The sequence below is a fragment of the Bacillus sp. FSL M8-0063 genome (genome assembly GCF_038005545.1).
Taxonomy (GTDB): Bacteria; Bacillota; Bacilli; order Bacillales; family Bacillaceae_G; genus Bacillus_A; species Bacillus_A wiedmannii.
In genome coordinates this window covers 1,960,175-1,977,358 of the sequence record NZ_JBBOTJ010000001.1, presented here as the reverse complement: position 1 = coordinate 1,977,358, position 17,184 = coordinate 1,960,175, and the positions used below count along the sequence as shown (strand labels likewise).

The window sequence follows — 17,184 nt, the reverse complement described above, 5'->3', positions numbered from 1 at the left end:
CTCCTCCAATATCACTTAAATGAATATTTCTACAATTTCATTTTATAAAGAATTTAACCATTTGGAAAATTGAAATACGTGATATAATCATTCACAAATCATGATAATAAAAGAGGGATTGCTTATGGAAATGAGACACGTTAAAACATTTTGTGCGATTGTTAAATATGGTGGTTTTTCTAAAGCTGCTCATGCGTTAGGTTATGCGCAATCTACTGTAACAGCGCATATGAAAGCATTAGAAAACGATTTACATCTCCCTCTTTTCGATCGATTAGGGAAAAAAGTACTTCTTACAAAAGCAGGTCATCAATTTCATCCTTATGCTCTAGAATTACTAGCTATTTATGAAAAAGCGCAAGAAATCCCTCAAAATAGTGATGATTTAGAGGGAACATTAACGATTACATCTAACGAATCATTAGCAGTGTACCGATTACCACAATTATTACGTATGTACAAACAGGAGAATCCGAAAGTAAATATCGTACTGGAAACAACTACAAACGAACAAGCAATGAATAAGCTACGTGAAGGAGAATCAGATGTTATTTTCATAATTGGAGAAAGTATGGAACATAATGATTTTATTACGCGTACTTTTTGTAATGAAGCATTTGGATGGATTTTACCTCCACATTACTCTACACACTCTAATCCATTTTGTTTACTAAATGATACTCAATTTATCTTTACAGAACAAAGCTGCGGCTATAGACCAATGGTAGATCGATTTTTACGTCAAAGCGGAAATATTCCAGCTAAAACATTTGAAACTTCCAACGTTGAAGTCATTAAACAATCTGTAATGTGTGAGTTAGGAATTTCAATTCTTCCTTACATCGTTGTACAAGAAAATTGTCAAAAAGAACAACTCTGTTTTCAGCCTATCGAAACTCCAGCAGTTATTCAAAGCTATGTAATCTATCATAAATCTAGATGGATTTCACCCGTTTTACAATCATTTCTTTCCTTACTAGAACAAGACTAAAAGCTGCACACAAAAAAGAGTAACTGCCTAATAAGCACTTACTCTCTTCCAATATTATCTTATTTATTAGTCTGTCCCCCACCTGCAATTAATTTACTGCCTGAATATGTACCTTTTTGCATAAACAATTGATTAATTAACTCTTTTTGTTCCGCTTCTGACATTACACCTTTTCCTTCGCCTAAATTCCCGCTTTGTAATTTCCAAATCTTGTTGTGATCCGCGTCCATCTTTTCATATTTCCCTTGTTTCCATCTCTCTAAAATATCTGTATATGTATTTCCTTGTACTAGATCATTACTCTTTACAATATCAAGTAAACTTTCAATTCGTTCTTGTGTGATAAAAATATAGCCCCACTTTTGATCAGCTTTCGTTTTTTGATGTGCCATTTCATGTAATGCTGTCTGTATGTTCTCATCTGTCCATTTAAAATTTTTATTAAAACCGCTATTTGGTAATGAATGATTGCCATTTTCTAAAAGCTTTGCATCTTCAGCTTTTACTTTACTATCCGCTAGTACTTCTGCTGCCGGAGCAGCTGGTGATGCCTTTTTCGCAGCTGGTTTACTATTATTTAGATAATACAGCATACCATATGTTAAACCTACGCCGATTACCGCCATACCAGCTAAAATACCTATTATTTTAAAAAATGTTTTCATATTGCTTGTTTCCTCCCACATATCCCATTCATATTTTCTATTTCTTGAACCACATGTATATTTCCTTATATTGTATTTCTTTTCTGTATAAATTGAAAGATTATTCCGTCAAAAATCTCGATCTTTTTCAAATGCAGATCCATCTCTAAGCATTTCGTTTTAATTTTATAAAAATATATGCTAGCCTACATATAAAGGAGATGAATAAATATGAGTTTATTGTATATCGGTTTAACTTTTTTAAACTTTGATGATACGTATTTATTACAAAATAACCTTCATTCTTATTCACATGAAGATATTGATTTTAGTCATTTAGAGCACGCAAACCTGTATTGCGAGACTCCTTCTTTAAAGCGTATAAAACGGGAGTTATATCGTAGAAAGCAAAGAGGAATCACCTTTATCGGTTCTGGAAATTATCATTATGTATCTGATTTGCTACTAAAAGAAATAGATGAACCATTTAGCCTTATTTTATTTGATCATCACACTGATATGAACTTAAAAGAAGAAAATGAACATACTCTTATTTCTTGCGGGTCATAGGTATCATTCGCTCTTCAAAATAATTCGAAATTAAAGAAAGTAATTATTATTGGACCTTCTTCTTTAACCATTCATTCTAATGATTATTCATGCGTAGAAGTGTTCCCAATAGATACAGCTAATGAAATATCTGCACATACAATACTTTCGCATATTCATACAAAGACTGTATATGTAAGCATTGATAAAGATGTTTTAGATGCAAAAGTAACTATTACAAATTGGGATCAAGGACATATGAAACTTTCTACACTATTAAAATGTTTACATTCTCTTATTAGGAATAAAAATGTCTATGGTATCGACATTTGTGGTGAACTACCGGTTTATCCTTCTGAGCTCTTTCTAGCTAAATATGCAAATGCTATTAAGAAAAATGAAAAAGCAAACTTACAAATTATAAAATCAATATATAATACATAAAAAACAACGAGTACCTTATTAGGCACTCGTTGTTTTTATGCACGATATTCTTTTAACCACTTCGTAATCGCATCTAACCTCGAAACATCAAAACGTGTCTCTTCACACACATTTAAACTGTTTACACTTTTCACAATTTCTAATTCATTCGATTTTACACTTTTCGCATCAATCATTTTGCAGTACCCGTCTGTAACAGCATTTAAATTTTCATAATAACGTTGAAACGATTTTGATATATGTAAATGCTTTTCAAAGTTTCTTCTTCTTTTTGTCTCGTCAGATTCTTTCCTTTTTCTAAGTTCTTCATCATTCGTATATAAATAAAAATATTGATTGGGAAAACCAATTTCCCTATGTATTAGCTTTTCTTTATAAAAGTTTTCTATTAAAGATAACGGCTGATTAAATATATCAAAATGGAAACACCAATTATAACTAAGTGGTTGATAAATGTCGCCATCAAGTATTACTAATTCATATTGCTCTGATTTCTGCACTGCTATTTTCCAGCGCTCTACTTGTTTTTCAAAATACCATGTTCTATGTTCGTTTTTTGGTCTTTCAAATAAAACATTCACTTCAGGTATAATGTACGCACCATAATTTTTTTCTAATTCACGACACGTGCTACTCTTACCAACCGCACTCGCTCCCTCAAACGCTATAATCCCCATAGTTTCTCCCACTTTCATTAACTTAAATCTCTTTGCTTCGCATTTTTCCCCCATAACTGTCTCCATAAAACAATGGAAGCGATAGAAAGCATGATTGTTGTAATGATACTCCCCTCAATACCGAACGAGCCCCCATGAAGGACTTCCGATCCTTTTGTTACAGGTTTAAAAAGTGGTGTAGAATACATTGCCATTCCACTTACTGCAAATCCGAATACGTTATATTGTGCCCAATTCCAAATGGAATGCCATGCGCATATCCCCCAAAGACTACTATCTTTCAAAACGTAAAAAGCTGCAAATACACCAACTAATATTATATTCGATATTGAAAGAATTGTAATACCTGGATTTAGTAAATGAAGAAAACCAAATAAAAAAGAAGTCACAACAATCCCAATCCATATACGACTTCTAACAGATAGGACCGGAAATAACCAACCTCGAACAACAATTTCTTCTGTTGCACCTTGTATTAAAAAAGCAACTAAAGATCCCACAATTCCAATTATAGCGGTTGGCGTAATTTGTTGCATTTGTAGTTGTACAATTCCTGTTAATAAAAGTATCATTACTGGTATTGAAATGAAAACAAGCCCTAATAATGCACCTCTCAAATATTTTCTTATCCACTGATTTCTCCAAAACCCAATGGATGAAATTGATCTTTTCTCTACAAATCTAACCCATAAAAAAACAAAAAATACAGCTCCGCCAAACGTCAATATCATCTCAATGTCACTATAAATCGCCTTCATTAAAAGTGTTTCTGCTTTCGGTAAAAACAACATAAATAACATGAACAATTCACCTAAAGTTAAAAATACAATTGCAAGTATAACAGCGAATACTGGATGAATTTTTCTTCTTCCTTCTTTGGCTGCTTCAATTATTTTAAATTGAATAAATTGCAATATTCTCGCCTCCTTAACAAATATATTAATACTATATATTGTTTCTCTAATGCAAACTTTCAATAAAAATGTTCTCCGTTTAGCATAAACCAAAATTAGGAATAATATATAAATAAAAGAGATGTCTTTGTGTCTTTTCCCATTATCTCCATCCTATTGCACACTGGTATTACCAGCACTTGCTATTTCCCACCATTTGTTGTAAGATAGTAATTAAGGTCAATTTAACACCATATTTCCTTTGCATATTATCAAGTATCAATCAGGATTATTTTATACTCCTTATGGGTGTTTGATAATATGTGAACTTTTATTTTTCATTCAAATAAGGCCGATCATATTGTAATCTTTTTAAATTTTAGGAGGCACTACCATGACATTAACAGGTAAAGTAAAATGGTTTAACAGCGAAAAAGGTTTCGGTTTCATCGAAGTTGCAGACGGTAACGACGTATTCGTTCACTTCTCAGCTATCACTGGCGACGGCTTCAAATCTCTTGACGAAGGTCAAGAAGTTAGCTTCGAAGTTGAAGACGGTAACCGTGGACCTCAAGCTAAAAACGTTGTAAAGCTATAATTCAAACAATAAAAAGGTTGTTACCAGCTCGGTTAACAACCTTTTTAATATATAACTAAAATTTTTTACATAAAAGGAGTGGTTATATGTATCGCAATCGAAAGAATGATGTAGCAGAAGTACCACCAGAACAAACCCCTGTCTGGGAATGTGAATCAGAGGATTGTTTAGGATGGATGAGAAAGAACTTTTCATTTGAAGAAGAGCCTAAATGCCCTTTATGTAAAAGTAGCATGAAAAGCGGAGAACGTTTATTACCTAAAATAGGTTAATTTTTACTTACCCCCTCTTTTATAAGAGGGGTTTTTTATTATAAATTTATATCCTCTATATCCGTTCGAATTATAGAATACAATAGTGCATCATGTTGCTTATTTCCTTGATGAATATATCCACGTAATAACCCTTCCTTATGAAAGCCTATTTTAGATAACATTCTACAAGAAGTAACATTTTCAGGGTATGTAATAGCTCCAATTCTAAATAAGCCTAAATCTCGAAATCCATAATGAATAATTTCTTGAGCCGCTTCTGAGGCATAACCATTTCCCCAATAACGAGGATGTAAGTCATATCCAATTTCAGATCGTTTACTCCATAGTTGTAAATTATTTAATCCAATTGTACCGACTAACGTATTTGTTTTTTTTAATACAATCCCCCATCGTATTGCCTTTTTCTCAAAGTAATTTTTTGAAAAAGATTCAATCATACGCGACGCTTGTCCAAACTCCGTAAAGGAATTCATACCGTAATAACATGTTACTTCATCCAATGAAAAAATTTCATATATTTTTTGACAATAAGATTGTTCTATTTCAACTAAACGTAAACGTTCAGTTTCTAATATAGGAAACGCCATAGAATCATTCCTTTCTTTCTACACATTCATTATAGCAGAAAAAATATTTCAAATTAGGAAAGTCCTTAATGTCCCATTAATCAAATATTTCTAGAGAAGCTTATTCTCTTAATTCAATACGAACTAAAAGTAACCCTTCTTGCTTTTACATGATTAGAAAAAATAAAGAGATGATCATAGTATTTTGACCATCTCTTTATACTCTATTTATATGCAACTAATGCCCAATGACATGGAGCTGTTTGTCTCCAGTTTATACTTGAAAAACCAGTTTCTCTAAGTAGTGTATCTAACTCATTAACAAAAGGATACAATCACATCCCCTCCTATTATCCTGTTCTTACCTTTATTTATAAAAATTGATTGTTTTCTTTTCATCTCCATCACTCCACTCGTAATAACATATCTTATAATTTCGTTTCCACACTCACTTTTCCCTTCTAAAATAACACCCTCCTCCATACATTTATGGTAAAATATAGTTAAAATATATTTTGTTATGGAGGTGTATATTTTCTATGTATATATTCATCAGTTTATCCCTCTTACTCATATTACTCATATTTTTATTTGCAAAAAAGTTCGCTCCAAACTCATTCATGATGACTAGTTTTAAAGGCAATAGCTTTAAAACATTTTCAATTGGCATGTTAATCGCCGCCACTCTTTCACTTTCCTATGGTATCTACCACGCAGCAACATATCAACCTAAACATTTAGATATCACGTTACAAAATCAAAACTTTACTGTTTTCGGTAATGTTGGGGAGCTTGGGTATTTCTCAGAAGAATTACTAAAAAAAGATACAGAAATTGAACTATATTTTGCCTCATGGGAACCAATGCAATTAAATAATCCAGAAATAATAGTTAACTATCCTTCAGGTAAGCAAGAATCATGGAAACCGAACATAACATCACTTCCAGCCAATAAATTAAAAGAGAAACATGGCATAAAAGAGCTTTATCAACTCTCATCCTATTCATTTAAAGAATCCGGGAACATAACATTAACGATTACTGAGAATAATACAACTAATAAAAAAATCTCAATTCAAGTGAAATAAATAAAACGTCCCTCCAATATACTGGAGGGACGTTTTATTTATATATGTATTCTATTTTGACAGTTCCTTTAATGTTGCAATTATTTCATTTGCAGTGTTTTTTCCATTTCCAATACACGCACCAATTCCGACACCGTAATATGAGGCTCCAGCTAAGTATACATTAGGATAAAGATCCGTCATTTTTTCTTGTAATATTTGAACAGCTTGATTATGTTCTAAATGATATTTCGGCATTAAATCTTTCCAATTTGTAACTTCAACTACTTCTGGTTTCCCTTTAATTCCTAGGCTCTTTTCAATATCATATAAAGCGACTTGTACCAATTCTTCTTCACTATAATTTTTAATCGTTTCATATACTGGATTTGTACTCTTATAAAACATTCTTACTAATAGCTTTTGTTTTCCCGATGTATGCTTCCACTTCCGGCTTGTCCATGTACACGCATCACAATGTAAATCACTGTTTTCCGTTACGATAAATCCTGTGCCGTCCGCCGGTAATTGTTCATCAAGTATATCAAATCCTAAGTAAATACTTATAAGAGATGAGTTTTTAAATGTATGAAACTGCTCGTTTAACTCATTAGACTGTAATAAAGTTTGTGCGATATCGTGAGGAGCTGCTAATACAACATAATCAGCTTGGATTGATTCATGATTTGCAAAGGAGATTTCATAGCGATCACCTTGTTTCCTTACAGCAGTCGTTACAGCGCCTTTCTTAACGACTGTCTCAGTCAGCATTTCTTCTAAACGATAAATAATCGTAGATAGTCCACCTTTAAATGATACGAACTTTTTGTTTCCTGCTGATTGAAACTGTTTTTTATTCTCTTCAAAACCTTTAATAATACTTCCATATTTATTTTTATAATCCAGTAAATACGGTAATGTCGATGCCATAGTAAGCTCATTTAATTTACCGGAATATACACCTGAAAGCACCGGAGCAATTTGTTTTTCCACTAACTCTTTCCCTAAAAAGCTTTCTAAAAATACAGCAAGCGAAGTATCTTTTGTAAACTCTTTATTTTTCGTTATGAAATCTTTTAAAGCAACAATTTTCCCTTTCGTTGAAACTAGCGTACTGCTAAACAACGACTCCACACTCATCGGTATCCCAAATATAGTGTCAGATGGAATTGGGTGTAAAGTATTATCAGAATATATGTAAGAAATACCCGTTTCATTATATACCATTTCTTCTTCTAAATTTAAATCTTTTACAAGCGGTAAAACATGTTCATTACGAGCAACGATAGAATCTGCTCCTGATTCCATAATAAAATCCTTTTCTTCTACACTATGGATTTTACCACCTAAGTACTCTTCTTTTTCTACAAGGATTAAATTTAAATCGATATTATTATCCTTTTTTAATTTTTCTAAATAAAACATAGTAGAAAGTCCCGTTATACCTCCACCGATAACAACAACTGTTTTCATATGTGCTGCGCTCCTAACCGATACAATTAATAATTCCTTTATTATTATACCCAAAAGTCCTTATATTCGACTAGCAGCTTGTGCATTCTGTAAGAAATTAGACAATATATTCGAATATATTTCTGGTTGATCGTTGTGCACTAAATGACCAGCAAACGGAATAATAGCAATATGAATATTTTCATTTAATTGTTTGAACATTGTAGCAGCTGTAACTTCATCTTCCGAATCTCCCCCTGCAATACAAAGTGTAGGTACTTGAAGATTAGCTACATCACCAGTTTCATCGAATGGGTACCAATCTTTAACTTGCCACGATTCAAGCAATGCTTTCCAATCACTTTTTTCATGAATTTGATTCATATAAGTTACAACTTCTTCATTTTCCATCAATTGCTGATGGCAATTCGCTTCATACTCCTGAGACTCCTCCCAATTTTCTCCCTTAAGCGGAAAGATACCAGAAAAAGTTAATGTTCTCACTTTATCTGGATATTTTTTTGTGAATAATAAAGCGACTAATCCTCCTAGGGAAACACCAGCTATATGACATCTATCAATTTGTAAATGCACTAACGTATCATGTAAATCCTTTACAGAACGTAGGAAATAATTCTCCAATGTCCCGCCTGATCTTCCATGTCCTCTTAAATCCGGACGAATGACTTGATAATTTTTTTCTCGAAAAAATGCTACCTGCTCATCAAATTCTTCTAAACCTGTCATACCACCAGAATGTAAAAGCACAATTGGTTCCCCTTCGCCTGAAATGTTAGTATGTAAAATCATATATGCCCCTCCTTTGAAACGGAATATTCCATTAATTATCAGTATATAGAATATTCATCTGAATTTCCAAATAAAAAGAACTATAACATTTTCACATCATGTCATAGTTCTTTCTATTTCAAAAACATAAAGTAATTAATCAATTTGTCTATTTCTTGGCTTAATGCCAGTACTTTTTCATGTTGAATTCCATAATCCGATACTAAATATAACAGCTCTTCTTTTTTAATTTCTATTACTTTCTCTAATTTCACTAATTCCATGTCGTTTTATTTCTCTCCAATAATAAAATGTATGTATTTTAGTATAGCCTACTTACATAATTAGTAAAAGTAAAATAAGTATGTAAAATCTTACAAATATCAAAATAATATATTTTCAACAAAGAATTTTTTAATTTAGCCCTTTATACAGATCATTAGACTCCATTACGCATTAATAATAAATCGGAATTTCTCTAATGTTATATCTTTATATTTTGGAGCTCTCTTAATATGATCAAAATAACTATATGAGAATTTAAAGATATGTCCGAAATCCCAATCAAATGTACTATAGTCTTTTAGCCAAAATTCTTTTTCTGTTGGTAATACATGAGCTCGTTTAGATTCGACTAAAGGTAAAAAATCTATCGGTGAGTGTAAAGTTATTTTACTATTTGACGTTAATTTTTGACTAGCACGTAACACGTATACTAGTTTCAACAGCGGACGTATACCTCGTTGGAATATATCTCTATGACCTAAGTCATACATAATATTAATTGCATGAGAAAAAGTAAGTAAATGACCAATTAAATCATGATGTGATTCCGCTCTATAAATAATATTAAATTGCGAGAGCTCGTTTAAAATAAACGTAGATAATTGTTTCGGATTTCTTAATTCACTTTCTATCTCATCTTTTATACTTAATTGTTTTACTTCCTTTGTTGTAAAACCAATCCATGATCTACCAGGAATTGTTTTTCGAAACGATATTATAAGGTTAGTAATCCCTTCAATCTCTTGATTATCGCCCCATTTTTGTAACTCTTTCATAGCTAATAAACTTAATGCAGCATAAATGACATTATGCCCCACCCAATGAAGTTCATCAATTGTATGTTCCAATGATTTTATAATCATTTTTTCAGCACTTTGAAAATCAATTTCCTCTTTATCATCAATGACTTCACCTAAGTTTTGCTTGTTCAGCATCCTTTTTGTTTGGTAATACATATTATGAGTTATCTCTTCATCCATATTGTTGTCTTTCATAAAGAAATAACTAGCAATTGCAGCTGCTCCAAAATGCGCATGCCAAATATTATTTGTCTGTCTTTTACATTGAGAAATAATTGAAAGGCCACTTTTTAAAACGATTTTATTTTCCATCTATTTTTCCCCCGTAATAAAAATCATTTAATACTCATCCTAAAGATGGCGTCAATACAAATAAAATATGATTGGATTCATCACTTTTATTTAAAAACCGATGCTTCACGTTTGGCGGTATACGTACAACGTCGCCTTCTTCTAAAAAATATTCTTTTCCTTCTAACTCCACATACACTTCCCCTTTCATAACAACAGCAATTTCTTCCTTATCTTCATGTGAATAGTGACTTTCCGTTGTGTTTGCTTGTTTATTTAAATCCATTATTAACATTTCAATACGTGCTTTCATAAAATCCGGTGTTAATACATCATATACAATGTGATCATTGTTCTCCCGATATACTTTTTTTCGATCTTTTTTCTTAGAAATGAGTGAATCTGTATCAATTTCATTAATAAAAAGTGTAAATAGTGGTACATTTAATGCTTTCGCAATTAATTCCAATACACTTAAAGAGGGATTCGCATATCCTCGTTCAATTTGACTAATTAGTGAAGTACTAATCCCTGCATAATCAGCAAATTCCCGAATTGTCATATTATTTTTCTTACGATAACTTAATACAGTTTGTCCGAGTCTATCATGTATCATAATAAAAACTTCCTTTCGTCCATCATATTGCATGTTTCATTGCCTTTGTGCTGACATAGTAAACAAAAGTAAATAATCCTTTCCTATCATCTCTGGGACTTATATACTTACCTTTGTACATTATATCTTATTTAGTTCATTATAATAAACAGTCTATCGGAGGGACAAACTGTGAAATCACCTATTCTTTCATATTGCATCTTATTTTTCGGCGTATTCGCCCTATCAACTTCAGCAATTTTCGTAAAATTGGCAGATGCTCCTGCGGCTATCATTGCTTTTTACCGATTATTCTTTGCTACACTGATTCTATTACCGTTATTACTATTTAATAAAAATAATCGAAACGAGCTAAAAACAGTAACAAGAGGACAATGGGGATTCGGATTCATATCCGGGCTATTTTTAGCTGCACATTATGTACTATGGTTTGAATCATTACAATACACTTCTGTAGCGAGTTCTACAGTTATCGTAACATTACAACCTTTATTTTCAATGATTGGTGGTTACTTTCTATTTAAAGAGAGATTTACGAAAGGAGCGGTTATTGGTTGCCTCATCGCTATTTCAGGAAGTAGCGTCATCGGATGGCAAGACTTCCAAATCAGCGGAGAAGCATTATACGGAGATATTTTAGCATTTATTGCGGCCGGAATTATTACCGCTTATTTTTTCATTAGCCAACATGTTCGTAAAGATTTATCACTTATACCGTATTCGGTAATTAGTTATGGAAGTAGCGCCTGTTTTCTCGGTATATTTGCCTACATGCAGCAAGAATCTTTCATCCATTACTCTATACAAACTTGGTTGTGCTTTATTGGCTTAGCTTTCATTGCTACGATTTTAGGTCAAACGATATTCAATTGGTTACTAAAATGGATGAGCGCTACTGTTATTTCTATGAGTATTTTAGGAGAAACGATTGGAACTTGTATACTAGCGTATTTTATATTAAATGAGACTATTTCTTTACAACAAGGACTAGGCATTACAGTTATTTTTATTGGCTTAGCATTATTTTTAGTGCAGCCAAAACTGCCTAACAACAACTAACAAATAAAAAGCATGACAGTATACTGTCATGCTTTTCACTATCCATTATGTATGATTAAACCATCAGGTCTAAAACGACTCATCATAATTTCATTAATGAACTTTCCGTGAGCCTTCAAATTCCCTACTTTTATTCCCTCTTCTACAAATCCAAATTTTTCATATAGCGATTTCGCCTTAGGATTCGTTGCTAAAACACCAAGCTCTACTCGCTCTAACATTAACCAATTATCAGCCAAATCAAGCATTTTTGTAAGAAGTGCTTTCCCAATGCCTTTATTATGATATTCACTATCTACCCCCATAAACAAATCACCCGAATGAGATCTACGTCCTGGGCTTTGGGTTAACCCAACAAATCCAACAACTTCTCCATCATACTCTGCAACAAATTCAAATTGATTTGGCGCTAAATTACGAATTCTATTTTCCATCGCATCTACACGCATACTAGGTAAGAAAACCATATAAGGTAAAACATCATCTTGTATGCATATACGATGAATTGCTCTAGCATCTTGTATTTCTACCGCTCTTAGTTTAATCTCCATATTTTCTCCCCTCCATATTCATAACAATACATATCATTCTAGACCCCTGGGTGAAACCCCTTCCCTTCTATATTTCTTTATGTTATTTTTACACAATTATTTCGGTATAATATCCAAATTACGACCAGCTTATCTACAATTCACATGCGGGTTAACTTTTCACTTTATTATATAACTCAAGCAGATTTTCAATTGGAATACCATTTATTTTCATACCAGTTATATCACAATTTTCTATTTCCATATTTTTGAGATTACTATTACTTATCGTACTACCTTCCAAATCACATCTATTAAATGAAATAGGATGTTTATCTTCTCCAAGGCTTGTATCTTTAAAATGAACTCCACCTAAAGTCACAAAAGAAAATTTACTACCGGAAAGATTTAAATCTGCATATAAAGAACTTTTTAAATTTATATTTCTAAACTTTGATTGACTTACATTACAATTACTCATATTCATATGCATTATATTACTACCAACAAAGGAACTATTTTTTAAATTCACTTGATAATACTCTGTATTTGCTAGATTACAGTTTTCATATTGGCTATTTTTCATATCATTATTTTTAATCAGGTTCTCTTTAGCTGACTCTACAGTTATTCTTTTTACATAACAATACTCATCTTCAGATCTGAAAATTATTTCATAGCCCATTTTTTCATAAAAATGATGATTATTAATTTGTCTACTAGATGTTTCGAGATCCCAAATCCTTATGCTTAGATATTCCTCTTCTATTAATTTAATAACATGTGATCCAATTCCTTTTCCTTGATAAACAGGCTCTACAAAAATACGATCAATTCGGCCATATGACTTACCTGAGATCGTAACTATAATTCCTCCGATTATTTTTCCATCCATTATCACTTTGTAACAATCCAATTCTTCAATCGAATATTTCATCATTTCAACTGAAGAATAACCTGGTGGTTGAATGTTATAGTCAATTACATCACCTTGACCGCATAGCCATCGTTTTGCTTCTTCATCAAATGTTCTTGTCATTATTTCTGTTAACTTTTCAGCATCTAAAATTGTAGCTTTTTCTATACATATTATCGTCATTTTTGTTTTCCCCTTCATTGTTACAAAATAATAAGTTTTATGAACTTTATAGTTATAAAATAAAGAAAATTAAAATTAATCATCTCATTTACTATTAAACTACAAATCAACCTATATTTTCCATTGTAACTCAATATTAATGAATAAAGAAGAGAACATGCAATATAAACATGTTCTCTTCTTTTATTTATTTTTAATTGTATATTATTAAAAATTAGATATTACTTTAGCCACTCGTTGCAACTATTACTTAACTCCTGTAAATCCTCTAGGAATTGACTCGCATGATACCCATCACAAACCGAATGATGGACTTGCAATGAAACTGGTAGTATAACCCTATTTTCTTCATTAAAATATTTCCCACAAGTTATAATTGGTAATAGAAAATCACCATCATTATTAATATTAAGATTAAATCCAGTAAAACTAGCCCAAGGTATACTAGAAATAGGAAAAGTATTTGGCGGAATATTCTCTTTCGTGAAGAGACCATGAACATTAGCATAGCATCTCATATCTTCTTCATAATTTTTATAGAAAATGTGGAAATCACTAGAATAATCCGTCCATATACTTGAAAAAGACTTATCATCTTTATGGAAGATTGTATAACTTGGTATCATTTCCTCCCAATAGCCTAAAACTCCTTCATCGTTAAAACATGTTCGAAATTCTTTATGATTATTTACTACTCTAGAAATTAAATATATAAAAACGGGATAAAATTTTATTCCTTTTTGATGTAATTCCTTTAACAACATCGTTATATCAATATTTACAGTTATACTAAACGTACATTTCAATTTTAAATAATGTTCAAAATACTGCTCTCTATTCCAATTTTCTATGTCAATTATATGAAACTTCATTGTAATAGCCTCCTAAAATTTTTTTATTTTAGAAGGCTAACTTTCTTGTTTTCACCATACCTGTTCACTCCTTATATTTTAAATTTATCCTCAAGTTTTTTATTTAATTATATAACATCTGCAAAAATCCATTCACATATTTATTGGAATCCAACCACATACTATTAATAAATCAACTGACGTTTGGAGGATTCAAACATGAATGACAAAAATGTAAATAAAAAAGATAATGCTATCGCAAACAATACACCTATTCAAAATAATAATACTGTAAACCTTAATGTAGAAGAACAAGCAATGAATGGCTTATATGGAATGCCAGAAACTGCTATTGAAGATGCTGATCATGCTGTAACTGATGATTTGACTTCAAAAAATTAATAAACTACTACATAGAAGAAAGCCAAGGAAAATATCCTTGGCTTTCTTAACTATGCATCCACCTTTTGTACTTCTTCACTCTTTCTTGAAAGCTTTCCTGGCCAAAAAGCAAAGCGACCTAGAACAACTGTAATTGCTGGTACAAGTAATGGTCTAACAATAAATGTATCTAATAATACACCAATTGCAGTTACAATACCAAATTGAACAAGAACTTGAATTGGAAGTGTACCTAATACCGCAAAAGTTCCTGCTAAAATTAAACCCGCGGATGTAATGACACTACCTGTTTGTATAACGCCATTTTTTACTGCATCCAAATGATTTTGTGTCTTTCTGTTTTTCCATATTTCTGAAACCATAAAGATATTATAATCTTCACCTAAAGCAACTAGAAATACGAATGCATACAACGGTATCGCACCTTGAATGGCCGGCGCTCCCATACCATAATGAAGTAATAGCCACCCTGCTCCTAGTGCCGAGAAGAACGATAATACAACAGTTACAATTAAATAAATCATCGCAACAATTGATCGTAAGTAAACAAGTAATAATAAAGCTATAATACTAATCATTACTGGAATGATAACTGCTTCATCACGTTCCGTAATTTGCTTTGTATCATATAATGACGCTGTTTCTCCGCCAATCAATAGTTGATTTTCTGCATTACTAACCCCAGCATCTTTTAATACTTTTTCTACACTGTTTTTTAATTTAGGGATTTGATCTAACGCTTCAATTGAGTATGGATTTTCAGCTAAAGAAACCTCATACATTTGTATTTGCTTATTTTCTGTGCCCACTTTTGGATCTTTCACAGTTTGTACGAAAGAAAACTTCTCTAGTTCTTCTTTAATAGGAAGCTCTTTTCCTTTCGTATCAACAACAACTTTTACTGGCGCTAATTCACCAGCTGAGAAATGATCACTAATTAACGTAAACCCTTCGCGGGAAGGCATATCTTTTGGAAACGATTCTAATAAGTCATATGTGTATTGAATACGTGGTACAAATGAAGCCAATCCACCTAATACAAATACAGTGAGCATAATTATTGTCCACGGTCTTCGTACTACAACATCTCCAAGCTTTTTACTAAAGGCATCTTTTGATTTTTTAACTTTTACGACTTTCTTTTTCTTTCTTGCAAACTCCTCATTCATAGAAGTTGTTCTCGGTATAAATGGGAAGAATGCAGCTCTACCGAAAATTAATAATAATGCTGGTAAAATTGTTAAAGCAGCAATTCCCATTATGAATACAGCAACACTAAATGGTACTGCAAATCGATGAAAGGCACCATAATGAGCAAGTAATAATGTTCCTAATCCAAGTACAACAGTAAGCGCACTCATTATAATTGCTCCACCAGAAGCTTTAATTGCAAGTTGCAGCGCCTTATATTTACTTTCTTCTTCTAGCAAGTACTCTCGATATCTTGAAATTAAAAATAAACAATAGTCCGTTCCAGCACCAAACAATAATACTGTCATGATTGATATTGCCTGAGCATCTACTTTAATCCATCCGTGATTAGCTAAAAAACCAAGTGTAGGACTAATAATACCGTATGCAAAGCCGACAACAAGTAAGGGTAAAATTGCTAAAATCGGTGAACGGTACAGTAAAATTAATAAAACTAATACGAGTAATACAGTAGCAATTAATAATTTCACATCTGCTTGACTAAATAAGCTAACTGCATCCGTTTGAATACCTACAGGTCCAGATAATCGAACGTGTAAACCAGCGCCACTTAGTTTTCGTTTGAATGGATCTTCATCGATCTTACTATTGACTATGTTTTTTAAATCATCAAGATTTCCTTTTAATATATCTGTTCCAGCTGCCTTGTTAAAGAATACTGGTGTAACAAATGATGTACCATCTTTTGATGCACTTTTTGATAATACTTGTTCTGGTAATGTATCAAATGGCGGTAACGTTGATTGCTCCTTTAAAGGACTAGCTTTTAACTCTTTATAAACGTCTTGTATGAGTTTATAATCCTGTGACTGTAATCCACCATCCTTATACCATACTACTAATAAAGGATTCCCTGCATTATTCGGAAACTCTTTTTTCATAAGTGCTTCCGCTTGCTGCGACATAGCTGTTTCAGGTAAATTTTTTGGATTCGGTTCTTTCGTACTGTTTACTTGTGGCAATGTAAATGAAAGTAATAATGTAATAAGAATCCAAATCGATAAAGTTATCCACTGTGTATGCTTCCCTGCTACAAGCCTCCCTAACATATGTAACGGGTGCTTTTTCATAAAAACCCACCTTCCTTTTTTCCT

General features: G+C 32.1%; 19 protein-coding genes and 1 pseudogene. 7 read left to right on the top strand and 13 right to left on the bottom strand.

The features are described 5' to 3' along the window. The first annotated feature begins 100 nt into the window (after window positions 1–100). A complete protein-coding gene (locus MKX31_RS09985) occupies window positions 101–991 on the top strand; it encodes a LysR family transcriptional regulator (protein WP_098102520.1) in 891 nt (296 codons plus the stop codon). A 59-nt stretch (window positions 992–1,050) separates the two neighbouring features. Here MKX31_RS09985 and MKX31_RS09980 read toward each other — a convergent pair whose 3' ends face one another. Further along, window positions 1,051–1,656, bottom strand: coding sequence for a PRK06770 family protein (locus MKX31_RS09980; RefSeq protein WP_149173313.1), 606 nt, complete (start codon window positions 1,654–1,656; stop codon window positions 1,051–1,053). Between the two features lie 210 nt (window positions 1,657–1,866). Here MKX31_RS09980 and MKX31_RS09975 point away from each other — a divergent pair. After that, window positions 1,867–2,628, top strand: a pseudogene (locus MKX31_RS09975) (arginase family protein). Window positions 2,629–2,663: 35 nt separating this feature from the next. Here MKX31_RS09975 and MKX31_RS09970 read toward each other — a convergent pair. Together MKX31_RS09970 and MKX31_RS09965 are read right to left on the bottom strand one after the other, a co-directional pair. After that, window positions 2,664–3,305 carry an AAA family ATPase gene (locus tag MKX31_RS09970; protein WP_098112037.1) on the bottom strand — a complete coding sequence of 214 codons (642 nt, stop codon included), beginning with the start codon at window positions 3,303–3,305 and terminating at the stop codon, window positions 2,664–2,666. A 17-nt stretch (window positions 3,306–3,322) separates the two neighbouring features. Continuing rightward, window positions 3,323–4,219 (bottom strand): CPBP family intramembrane glutamic endopeptidase, encoded by an 897-nt coding sequence (locus tag MKX31_RS09965; protein ID WP_340980722.1) that lies wholly within the window; start codon window positions 4,217–4,219, stop codon window positions 3,323–3,325. Between the two features lie 373 nt (window positions 4,220–4,592). Between MKX31_RS09965 and cspD the strand changes: the two genes are divergently transcribed. Together cspD and MKX31_RS09955 are read left to right on the top strand one after the other, a co-directional pair. Continuing rightward, window positions 4,593–4,796, top strand: coding sequence for a cold-shock protein CspD (cspD, locus tag MKX31_RS09960; RefSeq protein ID WP_000176365.1), 204 nt, complete (start codon window positions 4,593–4,595; stop codon window positions 4,794–4,796). Window positions 4,797–4,882: 86 nt separating this feature from the next. Continuing rightward, entirely contained in the window at window positions 4,883–5,068 is a 186-nt protein-coding gene (locus MKX31_RS09955; protein ID WP_000286202.1) for a cold-shock protein, read from the top strand. 38 nt (window positions 5,069–5,106) lie between these two features. Here the strand turns inward: MKX31_RS09955 and MKX31_RS09950 are convergent, their stop codons facing one another. Further along, window positions 5,107–5,658 (bottom strand): GNAT family N-acetyltransferase, encoded by a 552-nt coding sequence (locus MKX31_RS09950; RefSeq protein ID WP_064474117.1) that lies wholly within the window; start codon window positions 5,656–5,658, stop codon window positions 5,107–5,109. 518 nt (window positions 5,659–6,176) lie between these two features. Between MKX31_RS09950 and MKX31_RS09945 the strand changes: the two genes are divergently transcribed. Then, on the top strand, window positions 6,177–6,725 hold the full coding sequence (locus MKX31_RS09945) for a hypothetical protein (protein ID WP_064474116.1): 549 nt from the start codon (window positions 6,177–6,179) through the stop codon (window positions 6,723–6,725). A gap of 51 nt (window positions 6,726–6,776) precedes the next feature. Here MKX31_RS09945 and MKX31_RS09940 read toward each other — a convergent pair whose 3' ends face one another. The 5 genes from MKX31_RS09940 to MKX31_RS09920 form a co-directional block, all read right to left on the bottom strand. Beyond that, a complete protein-coding gene (locus MKX31_RS09940; RefSeq protein ID WP_064474115.1) occupies window positions 6,777–8,177 on the bottom strand; it encodes a protoporphyrinogen oxidase in 1,401 nt (466 codons plus the stop codon). 60 nt (window positions 8,178–8,237) lie between these two features. Continuing rightward, the gene (locus tag MKX31_RS09935; RefSeq protein ID WP_098111943.1) at window positions 8,238–8,966 is read right to left on the bottom strand and encodes an alpha/beta fold hydrolase; all 729 of its coding nucleotides are present in this window, start codon (window positions 8,964–8,966) and stop codon (window positions 8,238–8,240) included. A gap of 113 nt (window positions 8,967–9,079) precedes the next feature. Beyond that, a complete protein-coding gene (locus MKX31_RS09930) occupies window positions 9,080–9,229 on the bottom strand; it encodes an aspartyl-phosphate phosphatase Spo0E family protein (RefSeq protein ID WP_000424361.1) in 150 nt (49 codons plus the stop codon). A 165-nt stretch (window positions 9,230–9,394) separates the two neighbouring features. After that, a complete protein-coding gene (locus MKX31_RS09925) occupies window positions 9,395–10,342 on the bottom strand; it encodes a hypothetical protein (protein WP_064474113.1) in 948 nt (315 codons plus the stop codon). A gap of 34 nt (window positions 10,343–10,376) precedes the next feature. After that, window positions 10,377–10,970, bottom strand: a complete 594-nt coding sequence (locus tag MKX31_RS09920; protein WP_306461236.1) for a helix-turn-helix domain-containing protein — start codon at window positions 10,968–10,970, stop codon at window positions 10,377–10,379. 138 nt (window positions 10,971–11,108) lie between these two features. Here MKX31_RS09920 and MKX31_RS09915 point away from each other — a divergent pair, with 138 nt between their 5' ends. Then, window positions 11,109–11,996 carry a DMT family transporter gene (locus MKX31_RS09915; RefSeq protein ID WP_064474112.1) on the top strand — a complete coding sequence of 296 codons (888 nt, stop codon included), beginning with the start codon at window positions 11,109–11,111 and terminating at the stop codon, window positions 11,994–11,996. A 38-nt stretch (window positions 11,997–12,034) separates the two neighbouring features. Here MKX31_RS09915 and MKX31_RS09910 read toward each other — a convergent pair whose 3' ends face one another. The 3 genes from MKX31_RS09910 to catA all read right to left on the bottom strand — a co-directional run bounded on the left by MKX31_RS09910 (window position 12,035) and on the right by catA (window position 14,497). Next, complete coding sequence (locus MKX31_RS09910) at window positions 12,035–12,547, bottom strand: GNAT family N-acetyltransferase (RefSeq protein ID WP_048529052.1); 513 nt, start codon at window positions 12,545–12,547, stop codon at window positions 12,035–12,037. 151 nt (window positions 12,548–12,698) lie between these two features. Next, window positions 12,699–13,625, bottom strand: a complete 927-nt coding sequence (locus MKX31_RS09905; RefSeq protein ID WP_064474111.1) for a GNAT family N-acetyltransferase — start codon at window positions 13,623–13,625, stop codon at window positions 12,699–12,701. 221 nt (window positions 13,626–13,846) lie between these two features. Next, window positions 13,847–14,497 (bottom strand): type A chloramphenicol O-acetyltransferase, encoded by a 651-nt coding sequence (gene catA / locus MKX31_RS09900; RefSeq protein ID WP_064474110.1) that lies wholly within the window; start codon window positions 14,495–14,497, stop codon window positions 13,847–13,849. Window positions 14,498–14,695: 198 nt separating this feature from the next. On the opposite strand from catA, the gene MKX31_RS09895 reads away from it, so the two are divergent. Next, window positions 14,696–14,878 carry a DUF4021 domain-containing protein gene (locus MKX31_RS09895; RefSeq protein ID WP_000998381.1) on the top strand — a complete coding sequence of 61 codons (183 nt, stop codon included), beginning with the start codon at window positions 14,696–14,698 and terminating at the stop codon, window positions 14,876–14,878. Between the two features lie 50 nt (window positions 14,879–14,928). Here the strand turns inward: MKX31_RS09895 and MKX31_RS09890 are convergent, their stop codons facing one another. Further along, on the bottom strand, window positions 14,929–17,160 hold the full coding sequence (locus MKX31_RS09890) for an MMPL family transporter (protein WP_340980718.1): 2,232 nt from the start codon (window positions 17,158–17,160) through the stop codon (window positions 14,929–14,931). Window positions 17,161–17,184 lie beyond the last annotated feature (24 nt).